19 protein-coding genes and 5 tRNA genes are annotated in these 23,546 nt (G+C 71.0%); 12 read left to right on the top strand and 12 right to left on the bottom strand.

Annotation, left to right across the window (positions count from 1 at the left end):
• Positions 1-89: 89 nt before the first annotated feature.
• Positions 90-776 carry a TetR/AcrR family transcriptional regulator C-terminal domain-containing protein gene (locus LG395_RS06795; protein WP_225808770.1) on the top strand — a complete coding sequence of 229 codons (687 nt, stop codon included), beginning with the start codon at positions 90-92 and terminating at the stop codon, positions 774-776.
• 179 nt (positions 777-955) lie between these two features.
• Positions 956-1,606, top strand: a complete 651-nt coding sequence (locus LG395_RS06790) for a hypothetical protein (RefSeq protein ID WP_171159913.1) — start codon at positions 956-958, stop codon at positions 1,604-1,606.
• A 130-nt stretch (positions 1,607-1,736) separates the two neighbouring features.
• Here the strand turns inward: LG395_RS06790 and LG395_RS06785 are convergent.
• The 5 genes from LG395_RS06785 to LG395_RS06765 all read right to left on the bottom strand — a co-directional run bounded on the left by LG395_RS06785 (position 1,737) and on the right by LG395_RS06765 (position 7,159).
• A tRNA-Lys gene (locus LG395_RS06785) sits at positions 1,737-1,809 on the bottom strand.
• 99 nt (positions 1,810-1,908) lie between these two features.
• Positions 1,909-3,414, bottom strand: a complete 1,506-nt coding sequence (locus LG395_RS06780; RefSeq protein ID WP_171154936.1) for an amino acid permease — start codon at positions 3,412-3,414, stop codon at positions 1,909-1,911.
• 142 nt (positions 3,415-3,556) lie between these two features.
• Positions 3,557-5,743 carry a DEAD/DEAH box helicase gene (locus LG395_RS06775; protein ID WP_225808769.1) on the bottom strand — a complete coding sequence of 729 codons (2,187 nt, stop codon included), beginning with the start codon at positions 5,741-5,743 and terminating at the stop codon, positions 3,557-3,559.
• Positions 5,744-5,982: 239 nt separating this feature from the next.
• A complete protein-coding gene (locus tag LG395_RS06770) occupies positions 5,983-6,495 on the bottom strand; it encodes a hypothetical protein (protein WP_225808768.1) in 513 nt (170 codons plus the stop codon).
• A 313-nt stretch (positions 6,496-6,808) separates the two neighbouring features.
• A complete protein-coding gene (locus LG395_RS06765) occupies positions 6,809-7,159 on the bottom strand; it encodes a metallopeptidase family protein (RefSeq protein WP_058081062.1) in 351 nt (116 codons plus the stop codon).
• Positions 7,160-7,257: 98 nt separating this feature from the next.
• Here LG395_RS06765 and LG395_RS06760 point away from each other — a divergent pair, with 98 nt between their 5' ends.
• The 5 genes from LG395_RS06760 to LG395_RS06740 all read left to right on the top strand — a co-directional run bounded on the left by LG395_RS06760 (position 7,258) and on the right by LG395_RS06740 (position 9,613).
• Entirely contained in the window at positions 7,258-8,787 is a 1,530-nt protein-coding gene (locus tag LG395_RS06760) for a metallophosphoesterase family protein (protein WP_225808767.1), read from the top strand.
• An 80-nt stretch (positions 8,788-8,867) separates the two neighbouring features.
• Positions 8,868-8,940 (top strand) — tRNA-Glu (locus tag LG395_RS06755).
• Positions 8,941-8,976: 36 nt separating this feature from the next.
• Positions 8,977-9,051: transfer RNA gene (locus LG395_RS06750), tRNA-Asp, on the top strand.
• Between the two features lie 24 nt (positions 9,052-9,075).
• Positions 9,076-9,149: transfer RNA gene (locus tag LG395_RS06745), tRNA-Phe, on the top strand.
• A gap of 146 nt (positions 9,150-9,295) precedes the next feature.
• Positions 9,296-9,613, top strand: a complete 318-nt coding sequence (locus LG395_RS06740; RefSeq protein WP_225808766.1) for a hypothetical protein — start codon at positions 9,296-9,298, stop codon at positions 9,611-9,613.
• Here LG395_RS06740 and LG395_RS06735 read toward each other — a convergent pair.
• Positions 9,610-10,668: an ABC transporter permease gene (locus tag LG395_RS06735; RefSeq protein ID WP_225808765.1), complete on the bottom strand. Its 1,059-nt coding sequence runs from the start codon at positions 10,666-10,668 to the stop codon at positions 9,610-9,612. The two genes, LG395_RS06740 and LG395_RS06735, sit on opposite strands and share 4 nt — an antisense overlap.
• 87 nt (positions 10,669-10,755) lie before the next feature.
• Here LG395_RS06735 and hrpA point away from each other — a divergent pair, with 87 nt between their 5' ends.
• From hrpA to LG395_RS06720, 3 genes are all read left to right on the top strand, one after another.
• On the top strand, positions 10,756-14,700 hold the full coding sequence (hrpA, locus tag LG395_RS06730; protein ID WP_171154926.1) for an ATP-dependent RNA helicase HrpA: 3,945 nt from the start codon (positions 10,756-10,758) through the stop codon (positions 14,698-14,700).
• Positions 14,701-14,794: 94 nt separating this feature from the next.
• A tRNA-Asp gene (locus tag LG395_RS06725) sits at positions 14,795-14,869 on the top strand.
• 302 nt (positions 14,870-15,171) lie between these two features.
• On the top strand, positions 15,172-15,366 hold the full coding sequence (locus LG395_RS06720; RefSeq protein WP_171154924.1) for a DUF6274 family protein: 195 nt from the start codon (positions 15,172-15,174) through the stop codon (positions 15,364-15,366).
• 477 nt (positions 15,367-15,843) lie between these two features.
• Here LG395_RS06720 and bldC read toward each other — a convergent pair whose 3' ends face one another.
• Complete coding sequence (gene bldC / locus LG395_RS06715) at positions 15,844-16,050, bottom strand: developmental transcriptional regulator BldC (RefSeq protein WP_003949541.1); 207 nt, start codon at positions 16,048-16,050, stop codon at positions 15,844-15,846.
• Between the two features lie 517 nt (positions 16,051-16,567).
• Positions 16,568-17,410: a DUF8083 family protein gene (locus LG395_RS06710; RefSeq protein WP_171154922.1), complete on the bottom strand. Its 843-nt coding sequence runs from the start codon at positions 17,408-17,410 to the stop codon at positions 16,568-16,570.
• Between the two features lie 200 nt (positions 17,411-17,610).
• Here LG395_RS06710 and LG395_RS06705 point away from each other — a divergent pair, with 200 nt between their 5' ends.
• Together LG395_RS06705 and LG395_RS06700 are read left to right on the top strand one after the other, a co-directional pair.
• The gene (locus LG395_RS06705) at positions 17,611-18,717 is read left to right on the top strand and encodes a Leu/Phe/Val dehydrogenase (protein WP_171154920.1); all 1,107 of its coding nucleotides are present in this window, start codon (positions 17,611-17,613) and stop codon (positions 18,715-18,717) included.
• Between the two features lie 289 nt (positions 18,718-19,006).
• Positions 19,007-19,255 (top strand): DUF3073 domain-containing protein, encoded by a 249-nt coding sequence (locus tag LG395_RS06700; protein ID WP_014673600.1) that lies wholly within the window; start codon positions 19,007-19,009, stop codon positions 19,253-19,255.
• A 66-nt stretch (positions 19,256-19,321) separates the two neighbouring features.
• Here the strand turns inward: LG395_RS06700 and purM are convergent, their stop codons facing one another.
• The 4 genes from purM to LG395_RS06680 all read right to left on the bottom strand — a co-directional run bounded on the left by purM (position 19,322) and on the right by LG395_RS06680 (position 23,442).
• The gene (purM, locus tag LG395_RS06695; protein WP_225808764.1) at positions 19,322-20,389 is read right to left on the bottom strand and encodes a phosphoribosylformylglycinamidine cyclo-ligase; all 1,068 of its coding nucleotides are present in this window, start codon (positions 20,387-20,389) and stop codon (positions 19,322-19,324) included.
• A 32-nt stretch (positions 20,390-20,421) separates the two neighbouring features.
• Entirely contained in the window at positions 20,422-21,951 is a 1,530-nt protein-coding gene (gene purF, locus LG395_RS06690) for an amidophosphoribosyltransferase (protein ID WP_171154917.1), read from the bottom strand.
• A gap of 201 nt (positions 21,952-22,152) precedes the next feature.
• Positions 22,153-22,608 carry an META domain-containing protein gene (locus tag LG395_RS06685; RefSeq protein WP_225808763.1) on the bottom strand — a complete coding sequence of 152 codons (456 nt, stop codon included), beginning with the start codon at positions 22,606-22,608 and terminating at the stop codon, positions 22,153-22,155.
• 36 nt (positions 22,609-22,644) lie between these two features.
• Positions 22,645-23,442, bottom strand: coding sequence for a sterol carrier family protein (locus tag LG395_RS06680; RefSeq protein WP_171154913.1), 798 nt, complete (start codon positions 23,440-23,442; stop codon positions 22,645-22,647).
• Positions 23,443-23,546: the final 104 nt, after the last annotated feature.

The following is a 23,546-nucleotide window of genomic DNA, read 5'->3' as shown; positions in this document are numbered from 1 at the left end:
ACCCTGAAAGTACAACGAGCGTTGTAAGAATTACAACGGCCGTTGTAATTCGGCTAGAGTGGCCCGGTCACGACGGAAGGGCGGCAGACGTGGGCGAGACGAACGAGGCCCGGCCGGTACGGGCACGGGGCGAGGTGTCACCCCGCAAGCTGCAGAAGCAGATGGCCATCGCGAGCGCGGCCTGCACGGTCTTCGGCCGTGAGGGCTACGCCCGCGCCTCGGTCGACGCGCTCGCCGCGGCGGCCGACGTGTCCACCCGCACGCTCTACAACCACTTCCCCGGCGGCAAGGCCCAGCTCTTCCAGACCGTCGTGACCTGGACGTCGAGCGAGGTCCGGGACGCCCAACTGGCGCGCCTGCACGCCGTACTGGACCCGGAGCGCCCACCGCACCCCGACGACCTCGAACGCGACCTGGTCGCGCTGGCCCGCGCCTTCCACGGGCTCATGTCCGACTACGCGAACCACTTCGCCCTGGTCCGGCACATCCACGCGGAGGCCGACCACGTCCCGCCCGAGGTCCTCGAGGCCTGGCACGAGGCCGGCCCGGAGCCGGTCGGCCGGGCCCTCACCGAGGCGATGGCCCACCTCGAAGACGCCGGCCTGCTGGACCTGCGCGGCGACGCGGGCATGGCCGCCGGCCACTTCACGGCCCTGATCTCCCACCGCGTCATCCAGACGACCCATTACGGCGTCCTGCCCCTGCCGGAGGCGGAGACCGACCGCCTGCTCAGGGCCGGGGTGAGCGCGTTCCTCAGGGCGTACGGGGCGCGGTAGCTCAGGCGGTCCCGGCCGGGCCGGGCACGCAAAGCGCCGTTCCGCGGCATGCGTGGCTGTCCATGGGCATCTGTGCCGGATCGCGCGGGACAGCACCTTGTATGACCATGTTTGTGGTCTGTACCAGGACCGACCGGGCACCGTGCCCGCTGCCCGCCCGCATCACCGTGGAGGTCGCCGTGTCGGAATCCAACGTGACCGGCCAGGACACCGAGCCGTCCCGCGCCGCGCGACCGCGCCCGAGACCCCTCGTGTACGGCTTGGGCGCGGCGCTCACCGGTGTGCTGGCCGTCGCCTCCTGCGGCAACGGCACCGGCAACGGCGGCGCCACCACCCGCACCCCGACCGCACCCGCCACGTCGAACTTCTCCGGCACCGCGCCGTCCGGCATGTCGTCCTGGGCGGAGTCGAGGAAGGCGGAGGCCAGCGCCTCCGCCTCCGCCGCGGCCTCGTCCGCCTCCGCCCGCGCGTCCGAGTTCGAGGCGTCCGTCTCCGCGGACACCGAACGCGCCCGCGCGGAGGCCCAGAAGCAGCTCGCCAAGGTGAAGGGGCGGGGCAACGCGACGAAGGACGTCTCCATGACGGGCGTCCCCCTGTCGCAGACCCACGACGTGCGCGCTCTCCTCGTCACGATGACGAACCGCACCGACAAGCCCGCGTCCTTCGCCGTCCAGGTGGACTTCAGCGACTCCCACGGCAAGGTCGTGGAGACCGTCGTCGTGGGGGCGCAGAACGTCAAGCCGGGGCAGAAGGCGGAGCGCTACGCCATCAGCCACAAGCCTCCCGAGCCCCACCTGACCGCCGAACTGGCCAAGGCGCAGAGGTACTGACGGCGCAGGGGCCGGCACGGCGCACCGGCGGTGGAGGCGCCCGCCGAACGCGACGGCGCCCGAGCCGGCCGAAGCCTTCCCGGGCGCCGTCGCCGCGGGACGCGAGGGGTGACCCCGGGTCCGCGGACGGTAGGCCGTGTGGGACTCGAACCCACAACCAAGGGATTAAAAGTCCCCTGCTCTGCCAATTGAGCTAACGGCCCGTGCGATGTTGCCTGTCCGAGCATAGCCGGACGAGGCCGTGTCGCCGATCGGGTATCGGGGACACGGCCACGTCGGGTGGCGCCGGTGTGGGGGGATGGTTACTTTTCGGCCGGGATGGGAGCGGGGGCGGGGCGCCGGGCGAGGAACCAGTGACGGGCGGAGGCCAGCCACCAGGTCGCCGCGAAGCCGAGGACGACCAGGACGGCGACCGGGGCGTAGTTGAACGTCTTCCAGGTGACCGGGGAGACCTGCGGCAGCATGAACAGGACGGTGATCACCAGCACCCAGGCCACCGAGATCACCCCGACGGGACGGGACCAGCGGCCCAGGTGCCAGGGGCCGGGGGTGAACGCGGCGCCCTTGCGGACGCGCAGGAAGGTCGGGACGACGTACGCGATGTACAGGCCGATCACCGCGATGGACGTCACCGCCGCGTAGGCGGTCGTGTTGATCAGGTACGGCAGGCCCAGGGCCAGGGCGCCGAGCGCGGCCAGCCACACCGCCGCCACCGGGGTCCGGGTGCGCGGGCTGACCGTGTGCCAGACGCGGGAGAAGGGCAGCGCGCCGTCCCGCGAAAAGGCGTAGATCATGCGGCTGTTGGCCGTGACCGAGGCCATGCCGCAGAAGAGCTGGGCCCCGATCACCACCAGCAGCAGGAGCTTGCCGGCGGTGGCACCGAGGGCGTCCAGGAGGATCTGGGCGGGCGGTGCGCCGGTGGGGGAGGTGAGGGCACCGTCGTACGACTGGATCGCGAAGGTGAAGCCCAGCAGGAGGACGAAGCCCGCGATCCACGACGTCCAGATGGAGCGGACGATGCCCTTCGGGCCCGCGGTGGCCGCGTCGTGGGTCTCCTCGGTCATGTGGGCGGAGGCGTCGTAGCCGGTGAAGGTGTACTGGGCCATCAGCAGACCCAGGAGCACCACGTACGGGGTACTGCCCCAGCCCGTCTCGTTGACGAAGTGCGTGAAGACGAAGGACGCCGACTGGTGGTGGTCGGGGACGAGCGCCAGTGCGCCGACGATCACCGCGACACCGAGGACGTGCCACCACACGCTCACGCTGTTCAGGAACGCGACGATCCGGACGCCGAAGGTGTTCAGCAGGCCGTGCAGGAGGAGGATCGCGGCGAAGAGCAGCACCGTGCGGCCGGGGGTCACCCGGAAGCCGAACTGGAGGTTCAGCCAGGCGCCGAGGAAGGAGGCCGCGCCGAAGTCGATGCCGGCGGTCACCGCCACCTGGCCCAGCACGTTGAACCAGCCCGTGAACCACGCCCAGGCCGCCGCCGAACGCGGGGGCGCCAGGCGGTGCGCCCAGAAGTACAGGCCCGCCGAGGTCGGGTAGGCCGAGCAGATCTCGGCCATGGACAGGCCCACGAACAGCGTCATCAGGCCCACCGCCACCCAGCCCCAGGTGATCACCGCGGGGCCGCCGGTGGTCATGCCGAAGAGGTACAGCGTCAGGCAGCCGGACAGCACCGAGATGATCGTGAAGGAGACGGCGTAGTTCGAGAACGCCGACATGCGGCGGGCGAGGACCTGGGTGTAGCCGAGCTGGGCCAGCCGTTCCTCGTCCGACAGGCCACCGGCGCTCGCGTCATCTGTCATGCCCCCAGCAATTCCCTCACGGGATGCGTGACATGCGTCACTCGATGACCGGAAAACGATGGCCCGGGTACGCGCGAGGGCCCGTACGAACGGTGTCGTACGGGCCCTCGCCCTGTCTCACCCGGCGTCAGCCGATGCCGTGTCAGCCGTTGCGCTTCCAGCGCGGCTTGTCCTCGCGGCGGCCGAAGGAGCCGGTGCCGCGGTGGTCGTCACGACGGCCGTAGGGGCGGTCGTGACCGGCGGAGCGGAAGCCCGGGCGGTCGTCGCGGCGGTCGCGGTTGAACGGACGGTCGCTGCCCCGGTGGCCACCGCGCTCGTCGCGGCGGAAGCCGCCCCGGTCGTCACGGCGGTCGAAGGAGCGGCCACCACGGTCGCGGTCGAACGGACGGCGCTCACCCCGGTCGTCACGGCGCTCGAAGCCACGGCCACCCCGGTCGTCACGGCGGTCGTCGCGGCGCTCGAAGGAACGGCCACCACGGTCGTCACGGCGGTCGTCACGACGCTCGAAACCACGGTCGCGGTCCCGGTCGCGGTCGAACGGACGGCGGTCGTCGCGGCGCTCGAAGGAACGGCCACCACGGTCGTCACGGCGGTCGTCACGACGCTCGAAACCACGGTCGCGGTCCCGGTCGCGGTCGAACGGACGGCGGTCGTCACGACGCTCGAAGGAACGGCCACCACGGTCGTCACGGCGGTCGTCACGACGCTCGGAGCCGCGGTCGCGGTCGAAGCTCCGCCGCTCCCGGCGCTCGTACGGCGCCGAAGTGGCCGGACGCTCCTCGCGCTCGGTCTCGCGCTGCACGGGCTCCTCGGCCACGGCGAGCTGCTCCGCCGCCGTCGCCTGCGCCTCGGCCACCGCCGCCTCGGGGTCGTCGCCACGCTCGCGCGCCACCCGGGCGACCAGCCGGTCGGCCTCCTCGCGCAGCTCGGTCGCGCGGCGCTGGGCGCGCTCCAGCTGCTTGGTGAGCTGGGCGACCTCGCGCTCGGCCTGCTGGGCCGCGTTGGCGGCGGACTCGGCCTGCACCTCGGTCATGGAGCGGGCACCGGTGATCTCGGCGACCTCCGGGTCGAAGGCGGCGCCGCCCTGGATGATGTGGCGGGCCGCGTGGACGCCGGCGTCCTCCATGAGGCGGAAGATCTGGCGCCGCTGGTGCGGCAGGGACAGCGAGACGACCGTGCCGGTGCGGCCCGCACGCGCGGTACGGCCCGCGCGGTGCAGGTAGTCCTTGTGGTCGCCGGCCGGGTCCACGTTGAGCACCAGGTCGATGCCGTCGACGTGGATGCCGCGCGCGGCGACGTCGGTGGCGACCAGGACGTTGACGTAGCCGTCCTTGAAGTCGGCCAGGGTGCGGGTACGGGCGCCCTGGGTCATGCCGCCGTGCAGCGCGTCGGCCTTCACGCCGGCCTCGCGCAGCTGCTCGGCGACGCGGTCGGCGCCCAGCTGGGTGCGGACGAAGATGATCGTGCGGCCCTTGCGGGAGGCGATCGCGGCGGTGACCGGCGCCTTGTCCTTGGGCTTCACGATGAGGATGTGGTGCGACATGGTCGTCACCGCGCCCTGGGCCGCGTCCACCTCGTGCAGGACGGGCTCGTTCAGGTAGCGGTCGACCAGGGTCTTGATCTCGTTCTCCATCGTGGCGGAGAAGAGCATGCGCTGGCCGCCGGCCGGCACCTGGTCGAGCAGCTCGGTGACCTCGGGCAGGAAGCCCAGGTCGGACATCTGGTCGGCCTCGTCCAGGACGGCGATCTGCACGTCCTCCAGGGAGCAGGCGCCGCGGTTGATGATGTCGCGCAGCCGGCCCGGGGTGGCGACGAGGATGTCGACACCGCGCTCCAGGGCGTAGATCTGGTTGCCCATGGAGGTGCCGCCGCAGACGACCTTCATCTTCAGGCCGAGGACGTCGCCGTACGGCTGGAGGGCGTCGGCGACCTGCATGGCCAGCTCACGGGTCGGGGTGAGGATGACCGCGCGGGGCTTGTGCTTCTGGGTACGGCCGCCGGCCAGCTGGGCCAGGGTCGGCAGGCCGAAGGAGAGGGTCTTGCCGGAGCCGGTGCGGCCACGGCCGAGGATGTCCTTGCCGGCCAGGGCGTCCGGGATGGTCGCGGCCTGGATCGGGAAGGGGGTCGTCACGCCGTTCTGTGCGAGCTTGCGCACGATGCCCTCGGGGAGGCCGAGGTCGGCGAAGGTGGTCTGGGGGGTGTCAGCGGCCTCGGGGGCCTCGGTGACCTCGGTCGTCACGTCGACGAGTGCGTTCTCGATCTCGGTGGTGTTCTCGATCTCGATCTCGTTCTCGGACACGACGAACTGGTCAGTGCTGGACACGGACATGCGAATGCGAAACCTTCCGGAGTCTCTTCGGCACGCGCCCGTCAACTCCGTGAATCGCTCACGACCGCCTCGATGCGGTCCGCCACGGCAAAGGAGAGTACGCGCCACACGGCGCGCTCTGTGGTGGCGCCGGGCAAATGGGATCAAACGATCTACCACCATACGCACCTACCACCCCCGAAGGCAAATGGAGTCGCAGAGGCACAGCTCACACTCGCCGTCCGGCCGCACGCACGCGTCTACGCCGGTACGCCCGCCGCCGGTGCCGGTTCCCGCTGGACCAGCTGGGGACCCGTCTCCTCGTGCGCCGACGAGGAGGGCTCGGCCGACGGGGGCTCGGTGACGGGCGGGGGTGGGGTGGAGGCCGGCGGCTCGGGCGGGGCGGAGGTCACGGGGGGCGTCGGCGGCGCGTTCGTCGGCACCGGCTCGCCGGGCTCGGCACTCTCGCCCGCCTCTGCCGGTGCGCGGGAGGCGCTGCGCGCGGCGGACGGGGTGGCCGACGCCGGGTCCTTCTTCCCCCGCTTCGCCCTGCCGCCGTGCCCGTGCTTGCCGTCGCCGGCCCCGCCGCCTACCCCGGCGAAGCCGCCCACGCCGGGTACCGGGCCGCCGTCGGGCGCCTCGCCGCCGTGCCGCCCCGCCGAGTGGGAGGGCCGGGCCCGGCCCGCGTCGTCGCCCACGCTCACACAGCCGGCGGCGGCGGTGACGGCCAGTACCGCGGCGGCGAGTCGGGCGGGTAGGTACAAGGGGCGCACGGTGGCCACCTCCGGGGCAAGGAAAGGAGTCAACCTCCCCAACTCCGGCCGCCCGCAGGAGGACACGCGCCCCGCCCGCACCGACGCCCACGCCCGGCCCGGCGCCGGGCCGGGACCCGATCCCCGCCGGACACCCCCGGACCCACCACCCGCGGCGTCACCCGCCCCGCACGGGCCCCCTGAGCACCACCCCGCCCCGCACACGCGACCCCACCCGTCCGCGCGGTCATCCACCCGTCCGCGCCAACCGCACGCCCTTCCCGGCGGCCACGGGGCGGCACGCCCGCCTGACCATCCGCGTGCGCCGACGTGCTCAGCCGTAGCCGAGGGCGTGGAGGCGGGCGTCGTCGATGCCGAAGTGGTGGGCGATCTCGTGCACCACGGTCACCTCGGTCTCCGCGACGACGTCCTCGCGGCTGTCGCACATCCTGAGCGTGGGCCCGCGGTAGACGGTGATCCGGTCCGGCAGGACGCCCGCGTACCACTCGCCCCGCTCGGTGAGCGGGGTGCCCTCGTAGAGCCCGAGCAGCTCGGGGTCGTCGGCGGGCGGCTCGTCCTCCACGAACACGGCCACGTTGTCCATGAGCCGCGTCAGCTCCGGCGGGATCCGGTCGAGCGCCTCGGCGACCAGTTCCTCGAACTCCTCGCGCGTCATCTCCAGCACAGGGTCATTGTCCGGTAACACCGCCGCATATCCACCACAGGACCTGGGCATACGGCACCAATGGCACGTCCCGCGTCCCCGTCGCAGCCCTGAGCACCATGCTGAACCGGACCCCGAACCGCCCACGCCCCGCCCGCCGCCGCCCACTGCCCGCCCTGGAACTCGCCGCCCGCCCCAACCCGTGGCTGCGGGCCCTGGGGCTCACCGCGGTCGTCCTCGTCGGCGCCTGGCTGGGCCTGCTGGTCGTCGGCAACGTCCGGGCCCCGGTCGGCCCGATGGACACGACGATGGCGCTGCGCCCCTCCCTCAGCGGCGGCACGAAGATCAACGTGTCCCCGCTCGGCTCGCTCAGCCTGGACAGCCACGTGGCGCCGGTCCGCCTGGACGTGAACGTCGACCAGCTGGACCCGCTCCGCTCACAGGCGCTGGTCGACCACCCCGAACGGCTCTCCGGTCTCCAGGACGAGGTCACCCGGGACGTCGAGCACGGCACGCTGGACCTGGCCGTGCGCTCCTGCGTCGCCGTGGTCTCCGGGGCCACGGCCCTCGGTCTCGCCGTGTACCGCCGCCCGCGCCGGGCCGTGGCCGCCGGCGGGCTGGCCCTGGCCCTGCTGGCCGCCGCCGCCGCTTCGGCGTACGCCACCTGGAATCCGAAGTCGGTCCTGGAGCCGCGCTTCTCCGGACTGCTCAGCTCGGCGCCGTCGGTGGTCGGCAACGCCCGCAGCATCGTCACGGAGTTCGACGTCTACCAGAAGGAGCTGGCACGTCTGGTGACGAACGTGACCAAGCTCTACGACGTCACCTCCACCCTCCCCGCCTACCGGCCGGACCCCTCCACCATCCGCGTCCTGCACGTGTCGGACATCCACCTGAACCCGGCGAGCTGGAAGATCATCGGCTCCCTGGTGGAGCAGTACAAGGTGGACGTGATCGTCGACTCCGGCGACACCATGGATCACGGTACGGCGGCGGAGAACGGCTTCCTCGACCCGATCCGGGACCTGGGCGTGCCGTACGTCTGGGTGCGCGGCAACCACGACTCGCGGACGACCCAGCGCTACCTGGAGCGCATGAAGAACGTGCGCGTCCTGGACGACGGGCGGGCGGAGACGGTGGCGGGCCTGCGCTTCGCGGGCATCGGCGATCCGCAGTTCACCCCCGACCGCTCGACGGCGCCCGGCAGTGCCGCGTCCGAGCAGCTGGCGGGCGACCGGCTGGCCAGCGCCCTGCGCGATCAGCGGACGGCCGGCACCCCCGTGGACGTGGCGGTCGCTCACGAGCCGTCCGCCGCCCGGGAGACGGACGGCACGGTGCCGCTGGTGCTGTGCGGGCATCTGCACCACGAGGGGACGGAGCTGCTGCGGTTCGGCACCCGGCTGCGCATGGAGGGCTCGACCGGCGGCAGCGGGCTGCGGGCGGTGGAGCGCGAGTACCCGGCCCCGATCGAGGCGTCGATCCTCTACTTCGACCGGGACAGCCGCAGGCTGCAGGCCTGGGATGCGATCAAGCTGGGCGGCCTGGGGCTCACGACGGCCGAGGTCAGCCGCCATCTGGCGGACGACAACCAACCGGGCGCCACCGGCACCTCACGGTCCCCTTCCCCGACGCCTCCCAGCACCTCGCCGTAAACCGTTTTGGCGATACCCCTCGCCATCCCATATGCTTCTCACGTCCCCGACGCGCTGAGAAGCGCCCAGGCGGGCCGATAGCCCTCATCGTCTAGCGGCCTAGGACGCCGCCCTTTCAAGGCGGTAGCACGGGTTCGAATCCCGTTGGGGGCACGCAATACCGTGTGCGACACTGTTGCACGCAAGCTTGGTCCTGTGGAGCAGTTTGGAGTGCTCGCCACCCTGTCAAGGTGGAGGCCGCGGGTTCAAATCCCGTCAGGACCGCTGGTGTTTCACGTGAAACACCGTGGCTGGGTAGCTCAGTTGGTACGAGCGTCCGCCTGAAAAGCGGAAGGTCGCCGGTTCGACCCCGGCCCCAGCCACCGCCGCCCTCTCCAGGGTGTAAGCCCCTCTCTGTAGCTAGCAGAGAGGGGCTTTTCATTTGGCGGATCCAGGTCGCTTGGCACCGCTCCCGGTCGGCGCTACGTTCAGCGCTGATCGCGTGTGGTGCGCGGGGGGCGGGGGAGACATGGGCCGGGACCAGGGCAGAGTCGTGCAGGACACCGAGCTGGAGAAGGACCGGGCCCGGTACGGGCTGCTCGCGGTCGTCGTCAGCAATCTGGCGATCGCCGCGGTCGCCGTCTTCGGTGTGTGGCGGCTCGACGGGGACAAGGCGGTGATCGTCGGCATCCTCACCGCCGCGTTCACCGCCGTCAGCGGCACGACCACCGCCTACCTGGGCATCAAGGCCGTCTCCAACACCGCGAGGTCGATCGCCCTCGGGGACGGCCCGGCCCGCCGGCACACCGAGGACCCGCCGGCCCCGCCCGCCCAGCGCATCCCCTAGGCCGCGTGGGCCGGCTGTCTCGGTCTGCCGCCCGGATGGCGGTGCCGCCAGATCAGGAAGACCGCGCAGGAGACGACCGCCCAGCCCGCCAGCACGAGGAACGGGAACGCGTGCTGGTGCCCGCGGAAGTACACCGCCGTGTGCTGGGCGTTCACCGAGGCACCCGGCGGCAGCCAGCGGCCGACGGTCCCCAGCACGGACGGCAGCAGGGGCCAGGAGACGGCACCGCCGGACGACGGGTTGCCCAGCAGCACCATCAGCCCCCACGTCGGCAGCATGGCCCAGCGTCCGAACAAGGTGTTGAACATCGTGAAGACCATGCCCGAGGTGAACATCGTGAAGGTGAGGATCGCCCAGGACTCCACGAACGGCAGCCGCACCGCCCCCAGCAGCCAGTCCACCACCGCGGCGATCGTGAACCCGCCGAGCACGGCGTAGGCGACGGTGAAGCAGATCCGCTCCAGCGGGTTCAGCGCCGACGCGTGCACGCTGAGCTGGATGGCGCCGACGAAACCGATGATCACGGCGGCCAGGGAGATGTAGAAGATGGCCAGTCCCCTCGGGTCGCCCCTCTGCAACGGTTTCAGGTCGTGCAGCACCACGGTGGTGCCGGTGGCCTTGCCGACCTTCAACGCCGTCTCCCCCAGTACCTGCGCCACCGTCGCGCCGGAGGCCCCCGACACGTCGAGGGTGATCGTCCGGCCGCCGGCGGGCGCGTCGACCACCGCGAAGACCTCCTGCTGGTCCACCGCACGTACCGCGTCCTGCCGGTTGTCGTACGGCCGCAGCTTCAGAGAGGCGCCGAGCGCCTTCTCCATGCCGTCGACGAACCGGCGGGCCGCGGGCTGGTCGTAGGCGCCCGTCACCGCCGTGGGGATGCTGTGCGGGGTCGGGTTCGCCATGGCGTACGTGTAGGACCCGGCGAAGAAGCCGGCCGCGACGGAGATGATCAGGAGCAGGACCGTGGCGGGGAGGAAGGGGGATGCCTTGAACGCCGCCCAGCGCTCCGCGCGGGTCGGGGGGCGGCCGTGGTCTCCGTGAGGGGAATCAGGCATATCGACCACGCTAGGTCATGCCGTGACATACCGCTCCGGTCAAATCGTTCGCCTGTTTTTCGGCCCAGGTGAGATCCTGGACCGCGTATGTCTACGCATCCCGCCCCCGCCCTCGGCACCCTCGCACCCCGCCTGACCGAGCTGTCGCTGCGCGACGCGCACCGGATCGGCCGGCGGCTGGAGGGCGCACGCAAGATCCGTAAGCCGGAGGCCCGTGCCGCCGTCCTCGCCGAGATCGACGGCGAGATCGGCAAGGCCGAGGCCCGGATGGCCGAGCGGCGCTCACGCGTGCCGGCCGTCACCTACCCCGAGCAGCTGCCGGTCAGCCAGAAGAAGGACGACATCGCGGCCGCCATCCGCGATCACCAGGTCGTCATCGTGGCCGGTGAGACCGGTTCCGGGAAGACCACCCAGATCCCGAAGATCTGCCTGGAGCTGGGCCGGGGCGTGCGCGGCATGATCGGGCACACCCAGCCCCGCCGGATCGCCGCCCGGACCGTCGCCGAACGGGTCGCGGAGGAGCTGAGGACGCCCCTCGGCGAGTCCGTCGGCTGGAAGGTCCGGTTCACCGACCAGGTGAACCCGGACGCCACCTTCATCAAGCTGATGACGGACGGCATCCTGCTCGCCGAGATCCAGACCGACCGCGAGCTGCGCGCCTACGACACGATCATCATCGACGAGGCCCACGAGCGGTCCCTCAACATCGACTTCCTGCTGGGCTACCTCGCCCAGCTGCTGCCGAAGCGGCCCGACCTGAAGGTCGTCATCACCTCGGCGACCATCGACCCGGAGCGGTTCTCCCGGCACTTCGGCGACGCCCCGATCATCGAGGTCAGCGGACGGACGTATCCCGTGGAGGTGCGCTACCGGCCGCTCCTCGAAGAGGACACGGACGACGCCGACCGGGACCAGATCACCGCCATCTGCGACGCCGTCGAGGAACTCCAGGCCGAGGGTCCGGGCGACATCCTCGTCTTCCTCTCCGGCGAACGGGAGATCCGGGACACCGCGGACGCGCTGGAGAAGAGGAAGTACCGCTTCACCGAGGTGCTGCCCCTGTACGCCCGGCTCTCGCACGCCGAGCAGCACCGGGTCTTCCAGCCGCACACCGGACGCAGGATCGTTCTGGCGACCAACGTCGCCGAGACCTCCCTGACCGTGCCGGGCATCAAGTACGTCATCGACCCCGGCTTCGCCAGGATCAGCCGCTACAGCCACCGCACCAAGGTCCAGCGGCTGCCCATCGAACCGGTCAGCCAGGCCAGCGCCAACCAGCGCAAGGGCCGCTGCGGCCGTACGTCCGACGGCATCTGCATCCGCCTGTACTCCGAGGACGACTTCCTCGCCCGCCCGGAGTTCACGGACGCGGAGATCCTGCGGACGAACCTGGCCTCCGTCATCCTCCAGATGACCGCGGCCGGCCTCGGCGACATCGAGAAGTTCCCCTTCATCGACCCGCCGGACCACCGCAACATCCGCGACGGCGTGCAGCTCCTCCAGGAGCTGGGCGCGCTGGACCCGGCGCAGAAGGACCCCCGCAAGCGGCTCACCGACACCGGCCGCAAGCTGGCCCAGCTGCCCGTCGACCCCCGTCTGGCCCGGATGGTCCTGGAGGCCGACAAGAACGGCTGCGTCCGCGAGGTCATGGTGATCGCCGCCGCGCTGTCCATCCAGGACCCGCGCGAGCGCCCGGCCGAGAAGCAGACCCAGGCCGACCAGCAGCACGCCCGCTTCAAGGACGAGACCAGCGACTTCCTCGCCTATCTCAACCTGTGGCGGTACGTCCGCGAGCAGCAGCGCGAGCGCGGCTCGTCGTCCTTCCGCCGGATGTGCAAGCAGGAGTACCTGAACTTCCTGCGCATCCGCGAATGGCAGGACATCTACACCCAGCTGCGCACGGTCGCCAAGCAGATGGGCATCCACCTCAACGACGACGAGGCCCCCGCCGACCGCATCCACGTCTCCCTCCTCGCCGGCCTCCTCTCCCACATCGGGATGAAGGACGTGAAGGACGGCAACAAGAACGAGTACCTGGGCGCCCGGAACGCCAAGTTCGCGATCTTCCCGGGCTCGGCGCTGTTCAGGAAGCAGCCGAAGTTCGTGATGTCGGCCGAACTGGTGGAGACGAGCCGCCTCTGGGCGCGGGTCAACGCCAGGATCGAGCCGGAGTGGGTCGAGCCGCTGGCCGGGCACCTGCTCAAGCGGACCTACAGCGAACCGCACTGGGAGAAGGACCAGGCGGCCGTGATGGCGTACGAGAAGGTCACGCTGTACGGCGTGCCGATCGTCGCCCAGCGGAAGGTGAACTACGGCCGGATCGACCCCGAGGTCTCCCGCGAGCTGTTCATCCGCAACGCGCTCGTCGAGGGCGACTGGCGTACGCACCACAAGTTCTTCGCCGACAACCGCAAGCTGCTCAGCGAGGTCGAGGAGCTGGAGCACCGCGCCCGGCGCCGGGACATCGTGGTCGACGACGACACGCTCTTCGACTTCTACGACCAGCGGGTGCCCGAACACGTCGTCTCGGGCGCCCACTTCGACTCCTGGTGGAAGCGGAAGCGGCACGAGCAGCCGGACTTCCTGGACTTCGAGCGGGAGATGCTCATCCGGGAGTCGGCGGAGGCGGTCACCAAGGCCGACTATCCCGACACCTGGCGGCAGGGGCAGCTCAAGTTCCGGGTGACGTACCAGTTCGAGCCGGGTGCGGACGCCGACGGCGTGACGGTCCACATCCCGCTCCAGGTCCTCAACCAGGTCACGGACGAGGGCTTCGACTGGCAGATCCCGGGCCTGCGCGAGGAGGTGGTGACGGAGCTGATCCGCTCCCTGCCGAAGCCGATCCGCCGCAACTACGTACCGGCGCCGAACTACGCGAAGGCGTTCCTGGAGAAGGCGGTGCCCCTCCAGGAGCCGCTGACCGTCACGATGGCGCGCGAGCTGAAGCGGATGGTCGGCGTTCCGTTCGAGGCGGAGGACTTCGACTGGGCCAAGGTTCCCGACCATCTGAAGATCACGTTCCGGATCGTCGACGAGCGGCGCCGGAAGCTGGCCGAGGACAAGGACCTGGAGGCGCTGAAGCTCCGGCTGAAGCCGAAGGCACGCCAGGCCCTGTCGCAGGCCGCGGCGGCGACCGCGTCCCGCGAGGGCGGGGAGTCCCTGGAGCGCAAGGGCCTGACGGACTGGACGATCGGCACCCTCACCCGTGTCTTCGAGACACGCCGGGCCGGCCAGCCGGTCAAGGCGTACCCGGCGCTGGTGGACGACGGCGACACGGTCTCCGTCCGCCTCTTCGACACGGAGGCGGAGCAGGCGGAGGCCATGTGGAAGGGCACCCGCCGGCTGATCCTGCGCAACATCCCGGTGAACCCGGCGAAGTTCGCGTCCGAGAAGCTGACGAACGCCCAGAAACTCGCCCTCTCGGCCAATCCCCACGGCTCGATCCAGGCCCTGTTCGACGACTGCGCGATGGCCGCGGCGGACAAGCTGATCGCGGACTTCGGAGGGCCGGCGTGGGACGAGGAGTCGTACCGGAAGCTGTACGACAAGGTGCGCGCGGAGATCGTGGACACCACCGTCCGTACGGTCGCCCAGGTGCAGCAGGTCCTCGCCGCCTGGCAGGCCTGTGAGCGCCGCCTGAAGGCCGTGAGCAGCCCGGCGCTGCTCGCGAACCTGACGGACGTCCGCAAGCAGCTGGACGCCCTCGTGAAGCCCGGTTTCGTCACCTGGGCGGGCATACGGCGCCTGCCGGACCTGATGCGCTACCTGGTGGCCGCGGACCGGCGCCTGCAGCAGATGCCGACGAACGTCCAACGGGACACCACGCGCATGGAGAAGGTCCACGAGATGCAGGACGAGTACGCCTGGCTCCTGGAACAGCTCCCCAAGGGGCGCCCGGTGCCGGCCGACGTGCTGGACATCCGCTGGATGCTGGAGGAGCTGCGGGTCAGCTACTTCGCCCACGCGCTGGGCACGGCGTACCCCGTCTCCGACAAGCGGATCGTCAAGGCGATCGACGCGGCCGTCCCGTAACCGCTCTCGCACGGAGGGTGAGTTCGACCAGGGGCCTCACCCTCCTGTACAGTCTCTTCTCGCAGCGCAACGCAGGAAAAAGCGCCGCGAGCAAGGTCCTGTGGAGCAGTTTGGAGTGCTCGCCACCCTGTCAAGGTGGAGGCCGCGGGTTCAAATCCCGTCAGGACCGCACGAACGACGAGGCCCGCCTCCCGCAAGGGAGAGCGGGCCTCAGTCATGCCCGAGCCGGTCCGAGGCCCGCGCCCCGACGGGAGAGCGGGCCTCGGTCGTGTCGCCGTCAGGGGAACCGGCCCGTCCGGTGGCCGAGGACGAGGCCCGGGAGGGTCGTCGGGGGGCTGGAGGCGGCTCCCGGGCGACGGCACCCCGCGGACCGGCCGAACCGGCGTAGCCCGCGCCGTCTTGACGGCGTCACATTCCGCCGGTACTCAGGGAGCAGGGCTCGTTCCCTCTGCACGGCCCCGGAGGTGGCGTATGGCGGCGTCGGTCAGGCACGAGACGCGGGCGCTCCTGAGGGCGCATCTGTCGGCCGCCTCGTCCTACCGGCACCTCACCCGTCACTGTCCGATCTGCCACCGCCTGCTGCGGCTGGCGATGGACGGCGCCCCGCAGGCCCGGGAGGCCGGGCAGGAGGCCCCCGAGGGCGACGAGGCCTCCCGTCGCGTCTGACCCCCCGCCGGCCCCAACCTCCGTACAGGCGTGGGAGTCTGGGGCCGCGCACCCCGCACGGACGCTCCTCTAACGCATGCGGGCCGCGGGCAACAAGCGTCCGGGCGTGTGACGGGAGTCACCGCATGAGTTTTTGAAACGGCGGTACTTACCCCCCTCATACAACGGGTCAATTTAATATGTGCAATTGCACCCCCCTCAGGGGTCGCACACAGCCGTTCCGACACCCCTCCCCAGACTCCGACAAGGACGCTCACAAGCGCCGCACACACCCCCGGACCTGCGCACAAAAAAGATCGCGCTGGACCCGGCGGAGTCCAGCGCGATCGACGACGCACCCTGTGTCGCTTGCCTATGACGTTCTCTTCGGCCTGGGCGAGGGTCCTGTTGGGGCAGGTCCCGCGTCGCTTGGAGCCAGGGTTCCGAGCGCCTCGGCCGGTTGGGGGAACCGACCGTCTTGCCCGGTTATGGAGTTGTTCAGGCCTCGCTGCGCTGCTGCGGGATGCCCGCGAGCAGAGCGCGGACCTCGGCCTCGCGGTAACGGCGGTGCCCGCCGAGCGTACGGATGGACGTGAGCTTGCCGGCCTTCGCCCACCGCGTGACCGTCTTGGGGTCGACGCGGAACATCGTGGCGACCTCAGCCGGGGTCAGCAGCGGCTCGGCATCAGGGGTGCGAGCGGTCATGAGCGGCCTCCTCGGGAGAACCGAACCTTCTCGGTTCTTTCCTCTAAATTCTGCACCTTGACCCGCGTTGCCCGAAATGGCGGACGCGAGTCGAGTCGGTTATAGGACGAACGGCTTGTCCTCGGCACTACAACTACACCATCTGTCCAGCCGCGTCGGCCAAACCGATGGAATTGCCCTCCCAGGTGTTCATCAGCGACGGAAGCCGATGGACCATGCCATAGCGGACAGTCACGCCACTGTGACGATCAGTCACAGGACGATCAGAGGTCACCAGACCCCCCAAAGCGTGCAATGCGGAGAATCCGCCCATCATGGAGCACAGTTGGACGGAAGGAGTCCTCCCCGGACTCCTTGTCCTATTTTGGCACGAGGGGTGCCAAGAGACGCAAGAGCCTGGTAAGTGCCGTCCATCACCCTTGGGGCGTACGTCCGGATCGGGGCCGACGCCCCGTCAGATGGCCGGGCGAGTAGAACGTACGTCCTCGGTCACCCATTTGACCGTGACGTACATCACTCAGTTCGCGGAGCGCCGGTCCCGTACCGCCCGCCACCGCTCCACGAGGCGCCCGTACGCCTCACCGGCCGCCACCCCGTCACCCCGGCGCAGCGCCTCGATCCCGGCCGCCACGTCCGCCGCCGAGTGGTCGCCCTCCAGCTCGCCGGCCGGCAGCACGTGCACCAGGCCGCCGTAGTCCAGCTCCACCAGTGAGCGCGGGTGGAACTCCTCCAGCCAGCGGCCGACGTCCACCAGGCCGTCGATCAGCGGGCCCTCCTCGACGCTGTCCCTCAGCGTGCGCAGCGCCCGCGCCACCCGGCGCCGGGCCTGCACCATCGGCGTGCGGTAGCGCAGCACCGGGGGCACGTCGGCGGTCCCCTTGTCGTACCGCCGCTCCTCGTCCGAGACCAGCACGAACCAGTTCAGCGGCACCTGCCAGGTCGCCGTGCGGATCCACGGGCGGGCGTCCGGGTTGCGGGCGAGCCAGCGCTCGTAGTCCTGGGCGGCCTGCCGGCGCACGACCGGCGGCAGCACCGCGTCCAGCACCGGCGGGGGCAGCTCCCCGGCCAGCTCCTCCAGGGCCTGCCAGCCCCGCAGCCGGGTCCGCCAGGGACACACGCAGACCACACCGTCGACCTCCAGCACGAAGGCGTCGCCGCTCTCGTGCACCGGCACCGCGATCGGCGGGACCGGCAGCAGGCCGGCCAGGGAGCGACGCAGCTCGTCCTGGTACGAGGGGCGGTCGGAGCGGCGGGCGTAGCGCGCCCAGTGACCGCGCTCCGGCTCCGGGAAGGCGCCGAGCGGCTCGTACACGCGCAGGTACGCGGCATAGGGGACGACCACGGAGGACACCTTCGGCACGCCTGCTCCCTCCCCATCGGACCCGGCTCGAAACCACTGCAAATCGTGCCACGCCCATACGTGCACAGCGGGCCGCGGAGAGTGATCCTTAGCACTGCGCGGACGGTGAGGGAACCGAGGCTCTACGCTCATGCCACGGTTTCCCGCCACCCGTACGGGGACCGAACCCCACTCGCCGCTAGTACACAGGAGTCACCACAGTGACCGACGTAACCGGCGCGCCTGCCGATGTCCTGCACACCCTGTTCCACTCGGACCAGGGCGGCCATGAGCAGGTCGTGCTCTGCCAGGACCGCGCCAGCGGCCTCAAGGCCGTGATCGCCATCCACTCCACCGCCCTGGGCCCCGCCCTCGGCGGCACGCGCTTCTACCCGTACGCGACCGAGGCCGAGGCCGTCGCGGACGCCCTCAACCTCGCGCGTGGCATGTCGTACAAGAACGCCATGGCCGGGCTCGACCACGGCGGTGGCAAGGCCGTGATCATCGGCCATCCGGAGCGCGACAAGACCGAGGAGCTGCTCCTCGCCTACGGCCGCATGGTCGCCTCCCTCGGCGGCCGCTACGTGACCGCGTGCGACGTCGGCACGTACGTCGCCGACATGGACGTGGTGGCCCGCGAGTGCCGCTGGACCACCGGCCGCTCCCCCGAGAACGGCGGCGCCGGCGACTCCTCCGTGCTCACCGCCTTCGGCGTCTACCAGGGCATGCGCGCCTCCGCCCAGCACCTGTGGGGGGACCCCTCGCTGCGCGGTCGCAAGGTCGGCATCGCCGGCGTCGGCAAGGTCGGCCACCACCTGGTGAAGCACCTGCGGGACGAGGGCGCCGAGGTCGTGATCACGGACGTGCGCGTGGACGCCGTCCAGCGGATCCTCGAGCAGTACCCCGCCGGAGTGACGGCCGTGGCCACCACCGAGGACCTGATCCGGGTCGACGGGCTCGACATCTACGCTCCCTGCGCCCTCGGCGGCGCCCTGAACGACGACAGCGTCCCGGTGCTCACCGCCAGGGTGGTCTGCGGTGCGGCCAACAACCAGCTGGCCCACCCGGGCGTGGAGAAGGACCTCGCCGACCGCGGGATCCTCTACGCGCCGGACTACGTGGTGAACGCCGGCGGGGTGATCCAGGTGGCCGACGAGCTGAACGGGTTCGACTTCGACCGGTGCAGGGCGAAGGCGGCGAGGATCTTCGACACCACGCTGGCCATATTCGCGCGTGCGAAGGAAGACGGCATTCCGCCGGCCGCCGCGGCCGACCGGATCGCCGAGCAGCGGATGGCAGACGCCCGCGCGACCCGGGTCGCACACTGAGCCGATCGCACACATGAGCGGTACCCGTCGGCGGGAACTTCGAGAGAACTCTCACTCCCACCGGCGGGTCGTTCCCCGATAAGTGGTTAAAATCGCCACTGACCAGCGAGGACAGGGCGCCTCGAAGGTCCTGGGCAGACGCGCGTGCTGCGGGCGACGTACCGTATGGGCGCGGGCTCAGGTACCGTGGAAGCCCTACGGACCGGCCTCTCTCTGAGAGTCCGTTCCAGATCATGAACGCGTGTCAGACTCTGGGGCCGTCGAGCCCCGTCGTTGAGGGGGTCGAGCCATGGGGCGCGGCCGGGCCAAGGCCAAGCAGACGAAGGTCGCCCGCCAGCTGAAGTACAACAGCGGCGGGACTGACCTGTCACGCCTGGCCGAGGAGCTGGGCGCATCGACGTCGAACCAGTCGCCGAACGGCGACCGCTTCACGGACGATGAGCATGACGACGACGACCTGTACTCCCGCTACGCCGACCTCTATGAGGACGACGAGGACGAGGACGAAGGTCCCGCACAGCACCGTCGAGGCGCTTGACCTTGCACTGAGCACCAGTCCGGTCGGTGGCACCGCCACCGACCGGCTCTTGTGCTGTCCGCGAGGTCAGACCGCGTAGTCCCCCACCAGCTCCGCGCCGGACGTCTTCTCGCCCCGCTCGGTGATCTCACCGGCGACCCAGGCGTCGACACCCCGGTCGGCCAGCGTCGCGAGGGCGACCTCCGCGGACTCCTCCGGGACGATCGCCATCATGCCGACGCCCATGTTGAGGGTCTTCTCCAGCTCCAGGCGTTCCACGTTCCCGGTCGTCCCGACCAGGTCGAAGATCGCGCCCGGGGTCCAGGTGGAGCGGTCGACCACGGCGTGCAGCCCGTCCGGGATGACGCGGGCCAGGTTCGCGGCGAGCCCGCCGCCGGTGATGTGGCTGAAGGCGTGCACCTCGGCCGTGCGGGTCAGTGCCAGGCAGTCCAGCGAGTAGATCTTCGTGGGCTCCAGCAGCTCCTCGCCGAGCGTGCGGCCCAGCTCGGCCACCTCCGACTCCAGGGCCAGGCCCGCCGTGTTCAGCAGGACGTGGCGGACCAGGGAGTACCCGTTCGAGTGGAGCCCGGAGGACGCCATGGCGATCACGGCGTCACCCGTACGGATGCGATCCGCGCCGAGCAGCCGGTCGGCCTCCACGACGCCCGTACCGGCGCCGGCGACGTCGAAGTCGTCCTCGCCCAGCAGACCGGGGTGTTCGGCCGTCTCACCGCCCACCAGGGCGCACCCGGCCAGCACACAGCCCTCCGCGATGCCCTTGACGATGGCCGCGACACGCTCGGGGTACACCTTGCCGACGCAGATGTAGTCGGTCATGAACAGCGGCTCGGCGCCGGACACCACGATGTCGTCCATGACCATGGCGACCAGGTCGTGGCCGATGGTGTCGTAGACGCCCATCCGGCGCGCGATGTCGACCTTCGTGCCGACGCCGTCCGTGGCGGAGGCGAGCAGCGGGCGCTCGTAGCGCTTGAGCGCGGAGGCGTCGAAGAGCCCGGCGAAGCCGCCCAGGCCGCCCAGGACCTCCGGGCGCTGCGTCTTCTTCACCCACTCCTTCATGAGCTCCACGGCGCGGTCTCCCGCTTCGATGTCGACGCCCGCGGCTGCGTAGCTGGCACCAGTCGTCTCAGACATGGGGTGAGAACCTTCGTGTCGTACGGCAGAACTTACGGGCGGCGGATCGCGTCGGTCGCCGCGGTCGCGGCCGGACCGGCCGCCAGCTCGGTCTCCAGCAGCTGCTTGCCGAGCAGCTCCGGGTCCGGCAGCTCCATCGGGTACTCGCCGTCGAAGCAGGCGCGGCACAGGTTCGGCTTGGCGATCGTGGTCGCCTCGATCATGCCGTCGATGGAGATGTAGGCCAGCGAGTCGGCGCCGAGGCTGGTGCCGATCTCCTCGATGGTCATGCCGTTGGCGATCAGCTCCGCGCGGGTGGCGAAGTCGATGCCGAAGAAGCAGGGCCACTTCACGGGCGGGGAGGAGATCCGGATGTGGACCTCGGCGGCGCCGGCCTCGCGGAGCATGCGGACCAGGGCCCGCTGCGTGTTGCCGCGCACGATCGAGTCGTCGACGACGACCAGGCGCTTGCCCTTGATGACTTCCTTCAGCGGGTTCAGCTTCAGCCGGATGCCCAGCTGGCGGATGGTCTGCGAGGGCTGGATGAACGTACGGCCCACGTACGCGTTCTTCACCAGACCCGCGCCGAAGGGGATGCCGGAGGCCTCCGCGTAGCCGATGGCGGCCGGGGTGCCGGACTCCGGGGTCGCTATGACCAGATCGGCCTCTACGGGGGCTTCCTTGGCCAGCCGGCGGCCCATCTCCACGCGGGAGAGGTAGACGTTCCGGCCGGCGATGTCGGTGTCCGGACGGGCCAGGTACACGTACTCGAAGACACAGCCCTTGGGCTTCGCTTCCGCGAATCGGGAGCTGCGCAGGCCGTTCTCGTCGATGGCGACGAACTCGCCCGGCTCGATCTCGCGGACGAAGCTGGCGCCGGTGATGTCCAGCGCGGCGGTCTCGGAGGCGACCACCCAGCCGCGCTCCAGCCGGCCGAGGACCAGCGGGCGGATGCCCTGCGGGTCACGGGCGGCGTAGAGGGTGTGCTCGTCCATGAAGACGAGGGAGAAGGCACCCCTGACCTTGGGGAGGACCGCGTGCGCGGCCTCCTCGATGGTCAGCGGCTTGCCGTCCTCGTCGACCTGGGCGGCCAGCAGGGCCGTCAGCAGGTCGGTGTCGTTGGTGGCCGCGACCCGGGTGGAGCGGCTGTTGTTGTCGTTGGGCAGGTCGGCGACCATCTCGGCGAGCTGCGCCGTGTTGACCAGGTTGCCGTTGTGGCCGAGCGCGATCGAACCGTGCGCGGTGGCACGGAACGTCGGCTGGGCGTTCTCCCACACGGAGGCGCCGGTGGTCGAGTAGCGGGCGTGTCCGACCGCGATGTGACCCTGGAGCGAACCGAGCGAGGTCTCGTCGAAGACCTGGGAGACCAGGCCCATGTCCTTGAAGACGAGGATCTGGGAGCCGTTGCTGACCGCGATTCCCGCGGATTCCTGACCCCGGTGCTGGAGGGCGTAGAGCCCGAAGTACGTGAGCTTTGCGACCTCTTCACCCGGAGCCCAGACGCCGAAGACGCCGCAAGCGTCCTGGGGGCCCTTCTCGCCGGGAAGCAGATCGTGATTGAGTCGACCGTCACCACGTGGCACGCAACCGAGTGTAGGCGAGGTCGACCACTGGTCCGAATTGGGGATACGCGCCCGTAACGGTCCGTCCGGTCGGGATCCCCTTGGGGGATTCCGCGTTTGCCCTGGTCAGCCCTGTTCTTCATCGGCGACCGGGGGCTCCGGGCGGGCCGTACGGGCCGGTCACGGGCGCCTTCGCCGTCTTCGTGAGTGAGGTGTCGCACATCATCCGGAGGCGTCCCGGCTGAGGTGGACGCGGTCGCCGTCGCCGTCGGTGAGCGTCGCCTTGCCGTCCTCCGCCCTGGCGGTGAGCGTGCCGGTGGTGAGGATGCGCGCGAGGGCGCGTTCGAAGTCCATGCGCTCCTCGCCGCAGGCCATCCTGGTCGTGCGCAGGTCGCCGAGGGTGATGCGGTCCCCGCGCACGGTGGCGCGGGCGCTGAAGTGGTTGCAGCCCAGGTTGCCGCCCGCCTTGCCGTCCTCGTCGATGCGGAGGCGGGCGGTGGCGGGCGCGTGCCGGGTGGTGGTGCCGACGGTGATGCCGTCGACCCGCCAGTCGGTCCCGGTCACCGGCTGCTGGACGCTCACCGCTCCACTCTCCGCCTTCCCGCCGCCGCAGGCCACCGTGAACGGGAGAAGCACGGCGGCCACCGCCAGGGTCACGCGCTGCTTGTACCGGTTCATGGTGGTTCGACGTGTCCCGGCGGGACCCGGTTCCGGCTACGCCATGACCGGCAGCAGCCCTCCGATGTCCGCGCGCTCCCCGCTGGCGCTGACCTCGGCGGCGGCCAGCGCGTCGGCCCAGGCCGTACGGCCGGTGGCGAGCCGGATCCAGGTCAGCGGGTCGGTCTCCACGACGTTGGGCGGGGTGCCCCGGGTGTGCCGGGGGCCCTCGACGCACTGCACGACCGCGAACGGCGGCACCCGCACCTCGGTGGAGCCGCCGGGCGCCTTCGCCGCGAGGGCGTCGGCGAGCAGCCGGGTGGCGGCGGCCAGGGCCTGCCGGTCGTACGGCACCTCCAGAGCGGGGACGGCGGCGTTCAGGTCGTCGGTGTGGACGACGAGTTCGACGGCGCGGGTGACGAGGTAGTCGTCCAGCGGCAGGGCGCCCGCGCTGGTGTCCAGCAGCCGGCTGCCGGGGTGCTCCTCCAGCAGGGCGCGCAGGCTCCGGTCGGCGTCGGCGAGGTGGGCGCCGGGGTCCGGGTGGGCGGCGGCGAGGTCCCGGGTGTGGTCGGCGATGGCGCCGGCGCGCGACCCGGTGGAGAACGCCCACTCGACGACGGTGACGGTCTGCCGGGGCGGGGCGGGCCGCTCCAGGCCCCGCTGGACCGCGGTGACGGCCATGGCGATGTGCGCGATCAGGTCCCGTACGGTCCAGGCGTCGAGCCGGGTGGGGAGGCCGAGTTGGTCGGGGCCGAGGGTGCGGACGGCGTCCCGCACGTGGGTGAGCTGGGCGAGGACCGCCGTACGGGTCCTGGCGGGGTCGTAGGTCCTGGTGCGTTTCCTGGCCGTGGGCATGGCGGTGACCCTAGTCCCGGGCTCGGCTCCACCGCGATTCACGGGCGCGGCCTGACCGCGAGCGAGTAGAGACGGGTGATCTGGTCGTCGCTGTCGTTGTCGTC

Source organism: Streptomyces spinosus (genome assembly GCF_020400655.1).
Lineage (GTDB): Bacteria > Actinomycetota > Actinomycetes > Streptomycetales > Streptomycetaceae > Streptomyces > Streptomyces argyrophylli.
The sequence above is the reverse complement of the archived record's forward strand: the minus strand, read 5'-3'. Positions and strand labels throughout refer to the sequence as shown.